The organism is Pseudomonas sp. FSL L8-0168, from assembly GCF_037976155.1.
GTDB classification, from domain to species: Bacteria; Pseudomonadota; Gammaproteobacteria; order Pseudomonadales; family Pseudomonadaceae; genus Aquipseudomonas; species Aquipseudomonas paracarnis.
This window is the reverse complement of the sequence record NZ_CP150262.1, coordinates 4,199,211-4,212,674: the sequence shown is the minus strand read 5'-3', so window position 1 is coordinate 4,212,674 and position 13,464 is coordinate 4,199,211. Positions and strand designations below refer to the sequence as shown.

The 13,464-nt window shown below is 59.2% G+C and carries 16 protein-coding genes; all 16 read left to right on the top strand.

Going from position 1 to position 13,464, the window contains the following annotated elements; all coding sequences use genetic code 11:
- The first annotated feature begins 125 nt into the window (after positions 1-125).
- The 16 genes from trmJ (at position 126) to hisS (ending at position 13,440) form a co-directional block, all read left to right on the top strand.
- Positions 126-896, top strand: a complete 771-nt coding sequence (trmJ, locus tag MHH62_RS19255; protein WP_014719824.1) for a tRNA (cytosine(32)/uridine(32)-2'-O)-methyltransferase TrmJ — start codon at positions 126-128, stop codon at positions 894-896.
- Between the two features lie 2 nt (positions 897-898).
- A complete protein-coding gene (cysE, locus tag MHH62_RS19250) occupies positions 899-1,684 on the top strand; it encodes a serine O-acetyltransferase (RefSeq protein ID WP_014719823.1) in 786 nt (261 codons plus the stop codon).
- A gap of 287 nt (positions 1,685-1,971) precedes the next feature.
- Positions 1,972-2,463, top strand: a complete 492-nt coding sequence (gene iscR / locus MHH62_RS19245) for a Fe-S cluster assembly transcriptional regulator IscR (RefSeq protein WP_003194020.1) — start codon at positions 1,972-1,974, stop codon at positions 2,461-2,463.
- 50 nt (positions 2,464-2,513) lie between these two features.
- A complete protein-coding gene (locus MHH62_RS19240; RefSeq protein WP_003194019.1) occupies positions 2,514-3,728 on the top strand; it encodes an IscS subfamily cysteine desulfurase in 1,215 nt (404 codons plus the stop codon).
- Positions 3,729-3,827: 99 nt separating this feature from the next.
- Positions 3,828-4,214: a Fe-S cluster assembly scaffold IscU gene (gene iscU, locus MHH62_RS19235; RefSeq protein ID WP_003175965.1), complete on the top strand. Its 387-nt coding sequence runs from the start codon at positions 3,828-3,830 to the stop codon at positions 4,212-4,214.
- 28 nt (positions 4,215-4,242) lie between these two features.
- Positions 4,243-4,566, top strand: a complete 324-nt coding sequence (iscA, locus tag MHH62_RS19230) for an iron-sulfur cluster assembly protein IscA (RefSeq protein ID WP_003209680.1) — start codon at positions 4,243-4,245, stop codon at positions 4,564-4,566.
- 8 nt (positions 4,567-4,574) lie between these two features.
- A complete protein-coding gene (hscB, locus tag MHH62_RS19225; protein WP_014719822.1) occupies positions 4,575-5,096 on the top strand; it encodes a co-chaperone HscB in 522 nt (173 codons plus the stop codon).
- A 51-nt stretch (positions 5,097-5,147) separates the two neighbouring features.
- Complete coding sequence (hscA, locus tag MHH62_RS19220; RefSeq protein WP_103451181.1) at positions 5,148-7,010, top strand: Fe-S protein assembly chaperone HscA; 1,863 nt, start codon at positions 5,148-5,150, stop codon at positions 7,008-7,010.
- A 3-nt stretch (positions 7,011-7,013) separates the two neighbouring features.
- Positions 7,014-7,355, top strand: a complete 342-nt coding sequence (gene fdx / locus MHH62_RS19215) for an ISC system 2Fe-2S type ferredoxin (protein ID WP_032895388.1) — start codon at positions 7,014-7,016, stop codon at positions 7,353-7,355.
- Between the two features lie 14 nt (positions 7,356-7,369).
- Complete coding sequence (gene iscX, locus MHH62_RS19210) at positions 7,370-7,570, top strand: Fe-S cluster assembly protein IscX (RefSeq protein WP_014719820.1); 201 nt, start codon at positions 7,370-7,372, stop codon at positions 7,568-7,570.
- A 92-nt stretch (positions 7,571-7,662) separates the two neighbouring features.
- A complete protein-coding gene (gene ndk, locus MHH62_RS19205) occupies positions 7,663-8,088 on the top strand; it encodes a nucleoside-diphosphate kinase (RefSeq protein WP_003175956.1) in 426 nt (141 codons plus the stop codon).
- Between the two features lie 29 nt (positions 8,089-8,117).
- Positions 8,118-9,266, top strand: coding sequence for a 23S rRNA (adenine(2503)-C(2))-methyltransferase RlmN (rlmN, locus tag MHH62_RS19200; RefSeq protein WP_003194014.1), 1,149 nt, complete (start codon positions 8,118-8,120; stop codon positions 9,264-9,266).
- A 10-nt stretch (positions 9,267-9,276) separates the two neighbouring features.
- The gene (gene pilW / locus MHH62_RS19195) at positions 9,277-10,035 is read left to right on the top strand and encodes a type IV pilus biogenesis/stability protein PilW (RefSeq protein ID WP_014719819.1); all 759 of its coding nucleotides are present in this window, start codon (positions 9,277-9,279) and stop codon (positions 10,033-10,035) included.
- Complete coding sequence (locus MHH62_RS19190; RefSeq protein WP_339231661.1) at positions 10,035-11,015, top strand: RodZ domain-containing protein; 981 nt, start codon at positions 10,035-10,037, stop codon at positions 11,013-11,015. The genes pilW and MHH62_RS19190 overlap by 1 nt, the downstream gene beginning before the upstream one ends.
- A 2-nt stretch (positions 11,016-11,017) precedes the next feature.
- Positions 11,018-12,127, top strand: a complete 1,110-nt coding sequence (gene ispG, locus MHH62_RS19185; protein ID WP_003175952.1) for a flavodoxin-dependent (E)-4-hydroxy-3-methylbut-2-enyl-diphosphate synthase — start codon at positions 11,018-11,020, stop codon at positions 12,125-12,127.
- Positions 12,128-12,150: 23 nt separating this feature from the next.
- Entirely contained in the window at positions 12,151-13,440 is a 1,290-nt protein-coding gene (gene hisS / locus MHH62_RS19180; RefSeq protein WP_019817223.1) for a histidine--tRNA ligase, read from the top strand.
- The last annotated feature ends 24 nt before the right edge of the window (positions 13,441-13,464 follow it).

Below are 13,464 nucleotides of genomic sequence, written 5' to 3'. Positions count from 1 at the left end.
TTAAAGAAAGCCGAGCATTCTAGCAGAAACTTTCCTCAGGTGAAGGACGACGTTCGCTTTCATGGCATAACCTTAGGCGGTTCTGTAAGATTTGCTCCCCTTTCCCGTGTCCGAGAGCGCCTCCCTTGCTGCAAAACATTCGTGTCGTCTTGGTCAATACCAGTCATCCCGGCAACATCGGCGGGGTGGCGCGAGCCATGAAAAACATGGGGCTGACGCGCCTGGTGCTGGTCGAACCGCGGGTATTCCCGCACCACGAGGCGGATGCCCGTGCGTCCGGCGCCAATGACTTGCTTGAAAATGCCCAGGTGGTCGCCACCTTGGAGGACGCCTTGGTCGGCTGCAATCTGGTGCTCGGCACCAGCGCCCGTGACCGTCGTATCCCTTGGCCGCTGCTGGATCCGCGCGAATGCGGCACTAAAGTGGTGGAGGAGGCTGCTGGCGGTGCTGAAATCGCCTTGGTATTCGGCCGTGAGGACTCCGGCCTGACCAACGAAGAGCTGCAGCGATGTCATTACCACGTGCATATCCCATCAGACCCTGAGTTCAGCTCGCTGAACCTCGGGGCTGCGGTGCAGGTGCTGACTTACGAAGTGCGCATGGCCTGGCTGGCCGCTGCCGGCCAGCCGAGCAAGGTGGAAAAGGAAGAGGTTGCATCGACCAAAAGTGGCGAGTTGGCCACCATGGACGAGCTGGAACGGTTCTATGAGCACCTGGAGCAAACCCTGGTCGCCATCGAATTCCTCGACCCTGAAAAGCCACGGCACTTGATGGCGCGCCTGCGTCGTTTGTACGGCCGCAGCTCGGTGAGCCGGGCTGAAATGAACATATTGCGTGGCATCCTCACGGAAACCCAGAAAGCGGCCCGTGGTGAGCTTCTTAAGCGGAAGGATTAAAAATGTTCGAGCGTTTGCGAGAAGATATCCAGAGTGTTTTCCACCGTGACCCGGCGGCGCGCAATGCCTTTGAAGTGCTGACCTGCTACCCGGGCATGCACGCGATCTGGATCCACCGCCTGTCCGGCGCCCTGTGGGGCATGGGCTGGAAATGGCTGGCGCGGCTGGTATCGAACTTCGGGCGCTGGTTGACCGGTATCGAGATCCACCCGGGTGCCAAGGTGGGCCGTCGGTTCTTTATCGATCACGGCATGGGCATCGTGATTGGCGAGACAGCCGAGATCGGCGATGACGTCACCCTCTATCAAGGCGTGACCCTGGGCGGCACCACCTGGAATAAGGGTAAGCGCCACCCAACGCTGGGCGATGGGGTGGTAGTAGGGGCGGGCGCCAAGGTGCTCGGGCCGTTTACCGTGGGTGCGGGCGCGAAGGTTGGCTCCAACGCGGTAGTGACCAAGGCTGTGCCGCCGGGTGCCACGGTTGTGGGTATTCCAGGCCGCATCATCGTCAAGCCGCAAGACGGTGATGAGCAAGAGGCCAAGCGCAAGGCGATGGCCGAAAAGATTGGTTTCGATGCCTATGGCGTTAGTGAAGACATGCCCGATCCAGTGGCTCGTGCTATTGGTCAATTGCTTGATCATCTGCAGGCGGTGGATGGCAAGCTGGAGGGCATGTGCGGGGCGCTGAAGGAGCTGGGCAGCCCGTACTGCGCCAAAGACCTGCCTGAACTGCGTGAAGAGGATTTTGCTGAGATCAAGGACGAGGCCGCTACCACCAAGGCGGGCTGAATGCGGACTCTTGTGGGAGCTGGCTTGCCTGCGATAGCTGTCTATCAGCTTGCTTATAGGTTGCTGGCCCACCGCAATCGCAGGCAAGCCAGCTCCCACATTTGATCTCCATTGGCTCGGTGGTCTTGCAGCAGGCCTGGTTGCGCTGTTCGATCCCACCCCATCCTGCTATGATTCGCGCGCCCTTTTTACGGGTATTCCTGACTAAAGTACTAGGTCTTATAGTTGACTTAAATACTCGGGAATCGCATACTTGCTCCCATTCTGAAACACCTTGGTACTTGTCCATGAGACTGACTACAAAAGGCCGATACGCGGTGACCGCCATGCTCGACTTGGCCTTGCACGCGCAAACTGGGCCGGTGTCCCTGGCCGATATCTCCGAGCGCCAAGGCATTTCCCTGTCCTATCTCGAGCAGTTGTTCGCCAAATTGCGCCGTAGCAATCTGGTTTCCAGCGTTCGCGGTCCGGGTGGTGGCTATCAGTTGTCCCGCGACATGCAGGGCATTCAGGTGGCCCAGGTGATCGACGCGGTCAACGAATCCGTCGATGCCACCAAATGCCAGGGTTTGGGTGACTGCCATGCCGGTGACACCTGCCTGACGCACCACTTGTGGTGTGACTTGAGCCTGCAGATCCATGAGTTTTTGAGTGGTATCAGCTTGGCTGATCTTGTGACTCGCCGTGAGGTGCAAGAAGTAGCCCAGCGTCAGGACCAGCGCCGTTGCAACACCAAGGCGCCGCGTCTGGACAAGATTGAAGCGTCCGCCGTCGAGTGACAGCCGAAGAGCTAACGGCACGCCAGCCAGCCTGATTTAGGAGAAAGTCCATGAAATTGCCGATTTACCTTGATTACTCAGCGACCACCCCGGTTGATCCGCGTGTCGCGCAAAAAATGAGCGAATGCCTGCTGGTCGACGGAAACTTCGGCAACCCGGCCTCCCGTTCCCACGTATTCGGCTGGAAAGCCGAGGAAGCGGTCGAGAACGCTCGTCGCCAAGTCGCTGACCTGGTCAATGCCGACCCGCGCGAAATCGTCTGGACCTCTGGTGCCACCGAGTCCGACAACCTGGCTATCAAGGGCGCGGCGCATTTCTACGCGACCAAAGGCAAGCACCTGATCACCACCAAGATTGAGCACAAGGCTGTCCTGGACACCATGCGCCAACTGGAGCGTGAAGGTTTCGAGGTTACCTACCTTGAGCCAACCACCGACGGTATCGTCACCCCGGCCATGATCGAAGCCGCGATGCGTGAAGACACCATCCTGGTTTCGGTGATCCACGTGAACAACGAAATCGGCACTATCAACGACATCGCCGCCATCGGCGAGCTGACTCGCTCCAAGGGCGTGTTGCTCCACGTCGACGCTGCTCAGTCCACTGGCAAGGTCGATATCGACCTGTCCAAGCTGAAAGTCGACCTGATGTCGTTCTCGGCCCACAAGACTTACGGCCCTAAAGGCATCGGTGCTCTCTACGTAAGCCGCAAGCCGCGCGTACGTATCGAGGCCACCATGCATGGCGGCGGTCACGAGCGCGGCATGCGTTCGGGCACCCTGGCGACCCACCAGATCGTCGGCATGGGCGAAGCTTTCCGTGTGGCCAAGGAAGACATGGCTGCCGAAAACGTGCGCATCAAGGCCCTGAGCGATCGCTTCTACAAGCAGGTCGAAAACCTTGAAGAGCTGTACATCAACGGCAGCATGACCGCTCGTGTACCGCACAACCTGAATTTGAGCTTCAACTACGTCGAAGGCGAGTCGCTGATCATGGCGCTCAAGGACCTGGCGGTATCGTCCGGTTCGGCCTGCACCTCGGCGTCCCTTGAGCCTTCGTACGTACTGCGCGCCCTGGGCCGCAACGACGAACTGGCCCACAGCTCTATCCGCTTTACGTTCGGCCGCTTCACCACCGAAGAGCAAGTCGACTACGCCGCGCAGAAGGTCTGCGAAGCCGTCAACAAGCTGCGCGTTCTGTCGCCACTGTGGGACATGTACAAAGACGGTGTCGATATTTCCAAGATCGAGTGGGCGGCACACTAACTATAGAAGCCGCCACCCAAGCTCTGTAGGAACGTGGCGGAAAACGCAGGCGTTTCTACAGGGTTCCAGAGCGGCCCTGATGAGTGAGGATTCAGTACCATGGCTTACAGCGAAAAGGTCATCGACCACTACGAAAACCCGCGCAACGTCGGCAAGATGAACGCGGAAGATCCAGATGTCGGCACCGGCATGGTCGGCGCCCCGGCGTGCGGCGATGTAATGCGCCTGCAGATCAAGGTCAATGATGCTGGCGTTATCGAAGACGCCAAATTCAAGACTTACGGCTGCGGTTCGGCCATCGCCTCCAGCTCCCTGGCGACCGAATGGATGAAAGGCAAGACCCTGGATGAGGCTGTCACCATCAGCAACACCCAGCTGGCCGAAGAACTGGCGTTGCCGCCAGTGAAAATCCACTGCTCCGTACTCGCTGAAGATGCCATCAAGGCAGCTGTTCGCGACTACAAGCAGAAGAAAGGCTTGATCTAAGCATTTGGCGACGAGTAAGGAGTCAACGATGGCTATCAGCATGACAGAAGCGGCTGCGCAGCACATTCGCCGCTCCCTGAATGGGCGCGGTAAGGGTGAGGGGATTCGTCTGGGTGTACGCACCACGGGCTGTTCCGGCCTTGCCTACGTGCTGGAGTTTGTCGACGAGGTGGTTGAAGAGGATCAAGTGTTCGAAAGTCACGGCGAGAAAGTGATCATCGACCCCAAGAGCCTGACCTACCTGGACGGCACCGAACTCGATTTCGTCAAGGAAGGGTTGAACGAAGGTTTCAAGTTCAACAACCCTAACGTGCGCGGTGAATGTGGCTGCGGCGAAAGCTTCAACATCTGAGGCTACTCGTGGGTACTCCTTGTCATTTCGCTTTATTCGAGCTGCAGCCGAGCTTTCGGCTGGACCTTGAGCAGCTCGCCACGCGCTACCGTGAATTGGCGCGTGGGGTGCATCCGGACCGCTTCGCTGACGCTTCCGAGCGTGAGCAGCGCTTGGCCCTTGAGCAATCGGCCAGCCTCAACGAAGCCTATCAGACGCTCAAAAGCCCCCCCAAACGCGCGCGCTATTTGCTGGCGATGAAGGGCGGTGAGTTGCCGATGGAGGTCACCGTGCATGATCCGGACTTCCTGATGCAGCAGATGCAATGGCGTGAAGAACTCGAAGAACTGCAGGACGAAGCCGATGTGGCGGGTGTCGCGGTCTTCAAGCGTCGTCTGAAAACCGCCCAGGATGAGCTCAACGAAAGCTTCGCAGCCTGTTGGGATGATGCGGCGCAACGCGAACAGGCCGAGCGCCTGATGCGGCGCATGCAGTTTCTCGACAAGCTCACCTACGAAGTGCGCCAGCTAGAAGAGCGCCTCGACGATTAACCCAGTGCTGCCCGTGATGCACGCCTGATAGACAGATAAGACCTGATTACCATGGCTCTACTGCAAATCGCCGAACCCGGCCAAAGCCCTCAACCGCACCAGCGTCGCCTGGCGGTCGGGATTGACCTGGGCACCACCAATTCCCTGGTTGCTGCCTTGCGCAGCGGCCTGTCCGAGCCACTGCCTGACGCCGATGGGCAGGTGATCCTGCCGTCCGCTGTGCGTTATCACGCAGATCGCACTGAAGTGGGCGAGTCGGCCAAGCTCGCCGCGTCCGCAGACCCCTTGAACACGGTGTTGTCGGTCAAGCGCTTGATGGGTCGTGGGTTGTCCGACGTCAAGCAATTGGGTGACCAACTGCCGTACCGCTTTGTCGGCGGCGAGTCCCATATGCCGTTCATCGACACCGTCCAGGGGCCCAAGAGCCCGGTCGAAGTGTCGGCCGATATTCTCAAGGTGCTGCGCCAGCGTGCGGAAAATACCTTGGGTGGTGAGCTGGTAGGGGCGGTTATCACCGTTCCGGCGTATTTCGATGACGCCCAGCGTCAAGCCACCAAGGACGCGGCGAAACTTGCCGGCCTGAACGTGCTGCGTTTGCTCAACGAGCCGACTGCGGCAGCTGTGGCCTACGGCCTCGATCAGCACGCTGAAGGCCTGGTCGCTATTTATGACCTGGGCGGCGGTACCTTCGATATTTCGATCCTGCGCCTGACCGGCGGTGTGTTCGAAGTGCTCGCGACCGGCGGCGACAGCGCCCTGGGTGGCGATGATTTTGATCACGCCATTGCTGGCTGGATCATCAGCAGTGCCGGCTTGTCGGCTGATCTGGACCCAGGCGCGCAGCGCAACCTGCTGCAAACTGCCTGCGCGGCCAAAGAGGCGCTGACTGACGCTGCTTCTGTTGACGTTTGCTACGGTCATTGGTCGGCCCCACTGACTCGCGAAGCCTTTGATGCGCTGATCGAGCCGATGGTCGCCCGCAGCCTCAAGGCCTGCCGTCGTGCTGTGCGTGATTCCGGTATCGAGTTGGAGGACGTTGGCGCAGTGGTCATGGTGGGCGGTTCCACCCGCGTTCCGCGCGTGCGTGAAGCGGTAGCCGAAGCCTTTGGGCGCCAACCACTGACCGAAATCGACCCGGATCAAGTCGTCGCCATCGGCGCTGCCATCCAGGCCGATACCCTGGCTGGTAACAAGCGTGATGGCGGCGAATTGCTGTTGCTCGACGTGATTCCGCTGTCGCTAGGCCTGGAAACCATGGGCGGCCTGATGGAGAAGGTGATTCCGCGTAACACCACCATCCCCGTCGCGCGCGCCCAGGACTTCACCACCTACAAAGACGGTCAGACAGCCATGATGATTCATGTGCTGCAAGGTGAGCGCGAGCTGATCAGCGACTGCCGTTCCCTGGCGCGCTTTGAATTGCGTGGCATTCCGGCGATGGTCGCGGGCGCGGCGAAAATTCGCGTGACCTTCCAGGTCGATGCCGATGGCCTGCTCAGTGTCGCTGCGCGCGAACTGGCGTCTGGCGTTGAAGCCAGCATCCAGGTCAAGCCGTCCTACGGCCTCACCGATGGCGAAATCGCCAAGATGCTCAAGGATTCATTCCAGTATGCCGGTGACGACAAGGTCGCCCGCGTATTGCGTGAGCAACAAGTGGATGCCCAGCGCCTGCTCGAAGCGGTGCAGGGCGCCCTTGAAGCCGACGGCGAGCGCTTGCTGGATGCCGAAGAGCGCATGGTCATTGACCTGCAGATGCAGGAACTGGCCGAACTGATGAAAGGCAACGATGGTTACGCCATCGAGCAACAGACCAAGCGCCTGTCGCAAGTCACTGATGCCTTTGCTGCCCGCCGTATGGATCAGACGGTTAAAGCCGCGCTGGCGGGCCGCAACCTGAATGAAATTGAGGAATAACTGATGCCGCAGGTCACTTTTCTACCGCACGCCGAACATTGCCCTGAGGGCATGGTCGTGGAGGCTGAGACCGGCAAGTCCCTGCTCGACGTCGCTCATGACAACCATATCGAGATCGAAAGTGCCTGTGGCGGCGTCAATGCCTGCACCACCTGTCACTGCATCATTCGTAAAGGTTTCGACAGCCTAAATGAGGCTGACGACCTGGAAGAAGACTATCTTGATCGGGCGTGGGGCCTGGAGCCGACGTCGCGCCTGAGTTGTCAGGCGAAAGTGGGGACTGAAGACCTCACCGTCGAAATCCCGAAATATTCGCTCAACCATGCAGCCGAAGCGCCGCATTGATTCAAGGAAATGTCATGAGCCTGAAATGGGTTGATGTACAAGAAATCGCTATACAACTTGCGCAAGCTCATCCTGAGGTCAATCCTCTTACGGTGAACTTCGTCAAGCTGCGCGACCTCGTAATGGCACTGCCGGATTTTGACGACATCCCTGACCGGGGTGGCGAAAAGGTCCTTGAGGCGATTCAAGGCCTGTGGATCGAAGAAGCAGACTGAGCCGCCTTTTTACGCAGTTAGGCAATACCCAATAACCCGCGTATAATTCGCGGGTTTAATTTTTCGTAAATTACCGTTTCTGGAGTTACACCATGGCTGTTCAACGTACTTTCTCCATCATCAAGCCTGACGCTGTTGCAAAAAACGTCATCGGCGAGATCACCACTCGTTTCGAAAAAGCCGGCCTGAAGGTTGTAGCTTCGAAACTCAAGCAACTGTCCAAGGCTGAAGCTGAAGGCTTCTACGCTGAGCACAGCGCTCGTGGCTTCTTCGGTGACCTGGTTGCCTTCATGATCTCCGGCCCTGTTGTTGTCCAGGTTCTGGAAGGCGAAAACGCTATCGCTCTGAACCGTGAGCTGATGGGCGCTACCAACCCTAAAGAAGCTGCTGCTGGCACCATCCGTGCTGACTTCGCTGAATCCATCGACGCCAACGCTGTTCACGGCTCGGACTCCGAAGCTGCTGCTGCTCGCGAAATCTCGTACTTTTTCGCTGCTACTGAAGTAACCGCTCGCTAAGCATCGGCTTAAAGAGTGAGGGTGAATCCATGACTACATCGACTGTTAAAACCAACCTGCTGGGTCTGACTCAGCCGGAAATGGAGAAATTCTTCGACTCAATCGGGGAGAAGCGTTTCCGTGCCGGTCAGGTAATGAAGTGGATTCACCACTTTGGCGTCGACGATTTCGACGCCATGACGAACGTCAGCAAGGCCCTGCGCGACAAGCTCAAGGCCATTGCCGAGGTGCGTGGTCCCGAAGTGGTCAGCGAGGACATTTCCAGCGACGGTACCCGTAAGTGGGTAGTGCGCGTGGCGTCCGGCAGCTGTGTCGAGACCGTGTACATTCCCCAGGGCAAACGTGGCACTTTGTGCGTTTCGTCCCAGGCAGGCTGTGCCCTGGACTGCAGTTTCTGCTCCACCGGCAAGCAAGGCTTCAATAGCAACCTCACCGCCGCCGAAGTCATCGGCCAAGTCTGGATTGCCAACAAATCCTTTGGCAGCGTCCCGGCGACCGTCGACCGTGCCATCACCAACGTGGTGATGATGGGCATGGGTGAGCCGCTGCTGAATTTCGACAACGTGATTGCGGCCATGCATTTGATGATGGACGACCTGGGCTACGGCATCTCCAAGCGCCGTGTGACCCTGTCGACCTCCGGCGTGGTACCGATGATCGATGAGCTGGCCAAGCACATCGACGTCTCCCTCGCGTTGTCGCTGCACGCACCTAATGACGCATTGCGTAACCAATTGGTGCCGATCAACAAGAAGTATCCGCTTAAGATGCTGCTCGAATCGTGCCAGCGTTATATGGCGACCCTGGGTGAGAAGCGTGTGCTGACCATTGAGTACACCATGCTCAAGGACGTCAACGACAAGCTGGAGCACGCGGTCGAGATGATCGAATTGCTCAAGGACACCCCGTGCAAGATCAACTTGATCCCGTTCAACCCGTTTCCTCATTCTGGTTACGAGCGGCCGAGCAACAACGCCATCCGTCGTTTCCAGGATCAACTGCACCAGGCCGGCTATAACGTCACTGTGCGAACCACTCGTGGTGAAGACATCGATGCCGCCTGTGGCCAATTGGTAGGGCAGGTGATGGACCGCACCCGCCGCAGTGAACGTTATATCGCCGTGCGCGAACTTAACGCCGCTGAAGATTTGCCGCAAATCGCTGTGAATCGAATCTGAGAGGATCTCTATGCCCTTGCGCCTTGCGCTGCTTTTACTGTTTACCGGCCTCGTGGCCGGTTGCGTTTCATCGGGCCATGACAGCCCGTTGCGCACTGATAAAGGCCGTGATGAGGCGCGGGTTGCCTATGTGCAACTGGGTTTGGGGTACCTGCGCCAAGGCATGAGCGAGCAGGCCAAGGTGCCGTTGAAAAAGGCCCTTGAGCTGGACGCTGATGATGCCGATGCCAACGCCGCGCTGGCCCTGGTGTTTCAGGCTCAGGCTGAGCCCGAGCTGGCCGACCGCTATTTTCACAAGGCCCTGGCCTCCCGCCCTGCCGATCCGCGGCTGCTGAATAACTACGGCAGTTTCCTGTTCGAGCAGAAACGGTATGACCTGGCGTCACGTTATTTCCAGCAAGCCGCCACCGATACTCTCTACCCGCAGCGTTCGCGGGTGTTCGAGAACCTTGGTGTGACCTCGATGCGCCTCGGCCAGCGCGACAGCGCCCGCCAGCAACTGGAAAAAGCCCTGCACCTGAACAGTCGCCAGCCACGGGCATTACTCGAAATGGCTGAGTTGTCTTACGAAGACAGGCATTATGTGCCGGCACGTGACTATTACGAGCGTTTTAGCCTGCTCAGCGGGCAAAATGCACGTAGTCTATTGCTCGGTGTGCGCCTGGCGACGGTTCATGAAGAACACGACACGGCCGCACGTTTTGGCCAGCAACTCGAACGACTCTATCCCGGTACGCCGGAATATCAGCAATACCTGTCGGAGCAATGATGAAAGCCGCGCACCCGGAAGATGTAGCAGCTAATCGCGTCAACCCAGGCGAAACCTTGCGCCAGGCCCGCGAAAGCAATGGTTGGTCGCTGGCGGAAGTGGCCCTCAAGCTCAATTTGACCAGCACCTCCCTGGCCAACCTGGAAGCCGGCGCGTTCGATAAGCTGCCTGGGCATACCTTTGCCCGCGGCTATATCCGCGCCTACGCCAAATTGTTGGGTATCGACCAGGCCGTACTGGTGCAGGAATTCGACCAGTTCACCGGTACCGATGCACAGGGCAGTAATGTCCATGGCCTTGGGCGCATCGAAGAGCCAACGCGGGTTTCCCACACGATTTTGCGGATTGTCAGCCTGTTGTTGCTGGTTGCCGTGGTCGGCGGCGGTTTCGTCTGGTGGCAAGACCAAGCCTCCCTGCGCAGCAAAGACCTGACCAGCAACGCCATGGAGCACGTCGAAGTCGAAAGCGCCGATGGCACCACCCAGATTCATCCGCTGGACGAGCCGGAAGACCAGGCCGTGGTAGAAGGGCAAGCCGCGCCGCAAGCGCCGGCCACTGCCGAACAGCCCACGCCAGATGCTGGCGTGGACCCTGCTGCGGTACCGGCTCCGGCTGTTCCGACCGCTCCCGCAGCACCCGTGGCACAGGCTCCGGCGGCTCCTGCACCTGCGACCCCTGCGCCAGCCGCACCCGCAGCGCCGGCGATGTCGCCTCCCACCACTCCGGCGTTGATCGCCGGCGACGGGCGCGTACAAATTACCTTCATCGCTGACTGCTGGACGCAAGTTACCGATGGCAACGGCAAAGTGCTGTTCAGCGGTTTGAAGCGTAAGGGCGATACGCTTGACCAGGGCGGCAAGCCTCCTTTGACGCTGCGTCTGGGCTTCGCCCGTGGCGCGCAAGTGGCCTACAACGGCCAGCCTGTAGACGTGGCGCCGTTCACCAGTGGCGAGACCGCTCGCCTCAAGTTGGGACAATAGTCATGCACGGCGAATCTCCAATCAAACGTCGCGTATCTCGCAAGATATGGGTCGGCTCGGTGCCGGTGGGTGGCGATGCCCCTATCGCAGTGCAGAGCATGACCAACAGCGACACCAACGATGTAGCGGCCACCGTGGCCCAGATCAACCGTCTGGAAGCGGCCGGTGTGGACATCGTGCGAGTTTCCGTACCAGACATGGACGCAGCCGAGGCCTTTGGTCGTATCAAGCAGTTGGTCAAGGTACCGCTGGTTGCCGACATTCACTTCGACTACAAGATCGCGTTGCGCGTGGCCGAACTGGGTGTGGACTGTCTGCGTATCAACCCCGGCAACATCGGGCGTGAAGACCGCGTGCGTGCTGTGGTGGACGCTGCCCGTGATCGCGGTATTCCGATCCGCATCGGCGTCAACGCCGGCTCCCTGGAAAAAGACCTGCAAAAGAAATACGGCGAGCCCACTCCGGCGGCGCTGGTCGAGTCGGCCCTGCGCCACGTTGAACACCTTGAACGTCTGAATTTCCAGGACTTCAAGGTCAGCGTAAAAGCTTCCGACGTGTTTATGGCGGTAGAAGCCTATCGCCTGCTGGCCAAGGAAATCGTGCAGCCGCTGCACTTGGGTATCACCGAAGCTGGCGGTTTGCGCTCAGGCACAGTGAAATCTGCGGTGGGTCTCGGTATGCTGCTCGCCGAAGGGATTGGCGATACTATCCGCATCTCCCTGGCGGCAGACCCCGTTGAGGAAGTGAAGGTCGGTTACGACATTCTAAAATCCCTGCGTTTGCGTTCCCGTGGTATCAACTTCATTGCCTGCCCGAGCTGCTCGCGGCAGAACTTCGACGTGGTGAAAACCATGAACGACCTGGAGTTGCGCCTCGAAGACCTGCTGGTGCCGCTGGATGTCGCAGTGATTGGTTGTGTGGTCAATGGGCCGGGCGAGGCCAAAGAGGCTCATGTGGGCCTGACCGGTGGTACACCAAACCTGATTTACATCGACGGCAAGCCGTCGCAGAAGCTAACGAATGACAATCTGGTGGACGAGCTGGAAAAGCTGATCCGCGAGAAAGCGGCCGAGAAGGTCGCCGCTGACGCAGCGCTGATCGCTCGCGGCTGATTGAACGAATTTAAGGATCTGATGTGAGCAAGTCTCTGCAAGCCATTCGTGGCATGAACGACATCCTGCCGGAGCAGACGCCACTGTGGCGCTACTTCGAGAGCACTGTCGCGCGCCTGCTGGATAACTACGGTTACAAGCAGATCCGTATGCCGATCGTCGAGTTCACCGAGCTGTTCAAACGCTCCATCGGTGAAGTGACCGACATCGTCGAAAAAGAGATGTACACCTTCGAAGACCGCAACGGCGACTCCCTGACCCTGCGTCCGGAAGGCACGGCCGCGTGCGTGCGTGCCGTACTGGAACATGGCATCACCGGTGGTGGCCAGACCCAGAAGCTCTGGTACATCGGCCCGATGTTCCGCCACGAGCGCCCGCAGAAAGGCCGTTACCGCCAGTTCCACCAGATCGGTTGCGAAGTTTTCAACCTGGACGGCCCGGACATCGACGCCGAGCTGATCGTGCTGACCTGGCGCCTGTGGGGCCAACTGGGCATCCGCGATGCGGTCAAGCTTGAACTCAACAGCCTGGGCACCAGCGAGTCCCGGGGTCGCTATCGCGAAGCCCTGGTCGAGTACCTGTCGGCCCACCTGGACAAACTGGACGAAGACAGCCAACGCCGTCTGAAGACCAACCCGTTGCGCGTGCTGGATACCAAGAACGCCGACACCCAGGCCGTGCTGGTCGATGCGCCGAAAATGGCTGATTACCTGGACGACGAGTCCCGCGTGCATTTCGAGGGCCTCAAGGCTCGTCTGGATGCAGCCGGTATTCCCTACGTGATCAACCCCAAGCTGGTGCGTGGCCTCGACTACTACAGCAAGACCGTGTTCGAGTGGGTCACCGACAAGCTCGGCGCCCAGGGCACCGTGTGTGCCGGTGGTCGCTACGACGGCCTGGTCGAGCAAATGGGCGGCAAGCCGACCCCCGGCGTAGGCTTTGCCATGGGCATCGAGCGGCTGATCCTGCTGCTGGAAACCTTGGAGCAGGTTCCGGAAGAGATTTCCCGTCAGGTGGACGTGTACCTGTGCGCTTTCGGCGAGGCTGCCGAACTGGCGGCCCTGGCTTTGAGCGAAAAAGTACGTGACCAACTGCCCAACCTGCGCCTGCAGATCAATGCCGGCGCTGGTAGCTTCAAGAGCCAGTTCAAGAAGGCCGACAAGAGCGGTGCGCTTTACGCACTGATCCTCGGCGATGACGAGCTGGCCCAGCAAGTGATAGGTTTCAAACCCCTGCGTGGCCAGGGTGAACAACAGAACATTGCCTTTGATGCGCTCGCTGCGCACTTGGCCACCTGCATCGTGCAGGGTTGAAGCTGTCGAACAGCCGAATTTAGC

Bases quoted from the DNA above. Each gene is read 5' to 3' on its own strand.
- cysE (WP_014719823.1), top strand. From the start codon at position 899: ATGTTCGAGCGTTTGCGAGAAGATATCCAGAGTGTTTTCCACCGTGAC.
- iscR (WP_003194020.1), top strand. From the start codon at position 1,972: ATGAGACTGACTACAAAAGGCCGATACGCGGTGACCGCCATGCTCGAC.
- MHH62_RS19240 (WP_003194019.1), top strand. From the start codon at position 2,514: ATGAAATTGCCGATTTACCTTGATTACTCAGCGACCACCCCGGTTGAT.
- iscU (WP_003175965.1), top strand. From the start codon at position 3,828: ATGGCTTACAGCGAAAAGGTCATCGACCACTACGAAAACCCGCGCAAC.
- iscA (WP_003209680.1), top strand. From the start codon at position 4,243: ATGGCTATCAGCATGACAGAAGCGGCTGCGCAGCACATTCGCCGCTCC.
- hscA (WP_103451181.1), top strand. From the start codon at position 5,148: ATGGCTCTACTGCAAATCGCCGAACCCGGCCAAAGCCCTCAACCGCAC.
- fdx (WP_032895388.1), top strand. From the start codon at position 7,014: ATGCCGCAGGTCACTTTTCTACCGCACGCCGAACATTGCCCTGAGGGC.
- iscX (WP_014719820.1), top strand. From the start codon at position 7,370: ATGAGCCTGAAATGGGTTGATGTACAAGAAATCGCTATACAACTTGCG.
- ndk (WP_003175956.1), top strand. From the start codon at position 7,663: ATGGCTGTTCAACGTACTTTCTCCATCATCAAGCCTGACGCTGTTGCA.
- rlmN (WP_003194014.1), top strand. From the start codon at position 8,118: ATGACTACATCGACTGTTAAAACCAACCTGCTGGGTCTGACTCAGCCG.
- pilW (WP_014719819.1), top strand. From the start codon at position 9,277: ATGCCCTTGCGCCTTGCGCTGCTTTTACTGTTTACCGGCCTCGTGGCC.
- MHH62_RS19190 (WP_339231661.1), top strand. From the start codon at position 10,035: ATGAAAGCCGCGCACCCGGAAGATGTAGCAGCTAATCGCGTCAACCCA.
- ispG (WP_003175952.1), top strand. From the start codon at position 11,018: ATGCACGGCGAATCTCCAATCAAACGTCGCGTATCTCGCAAGATATGG.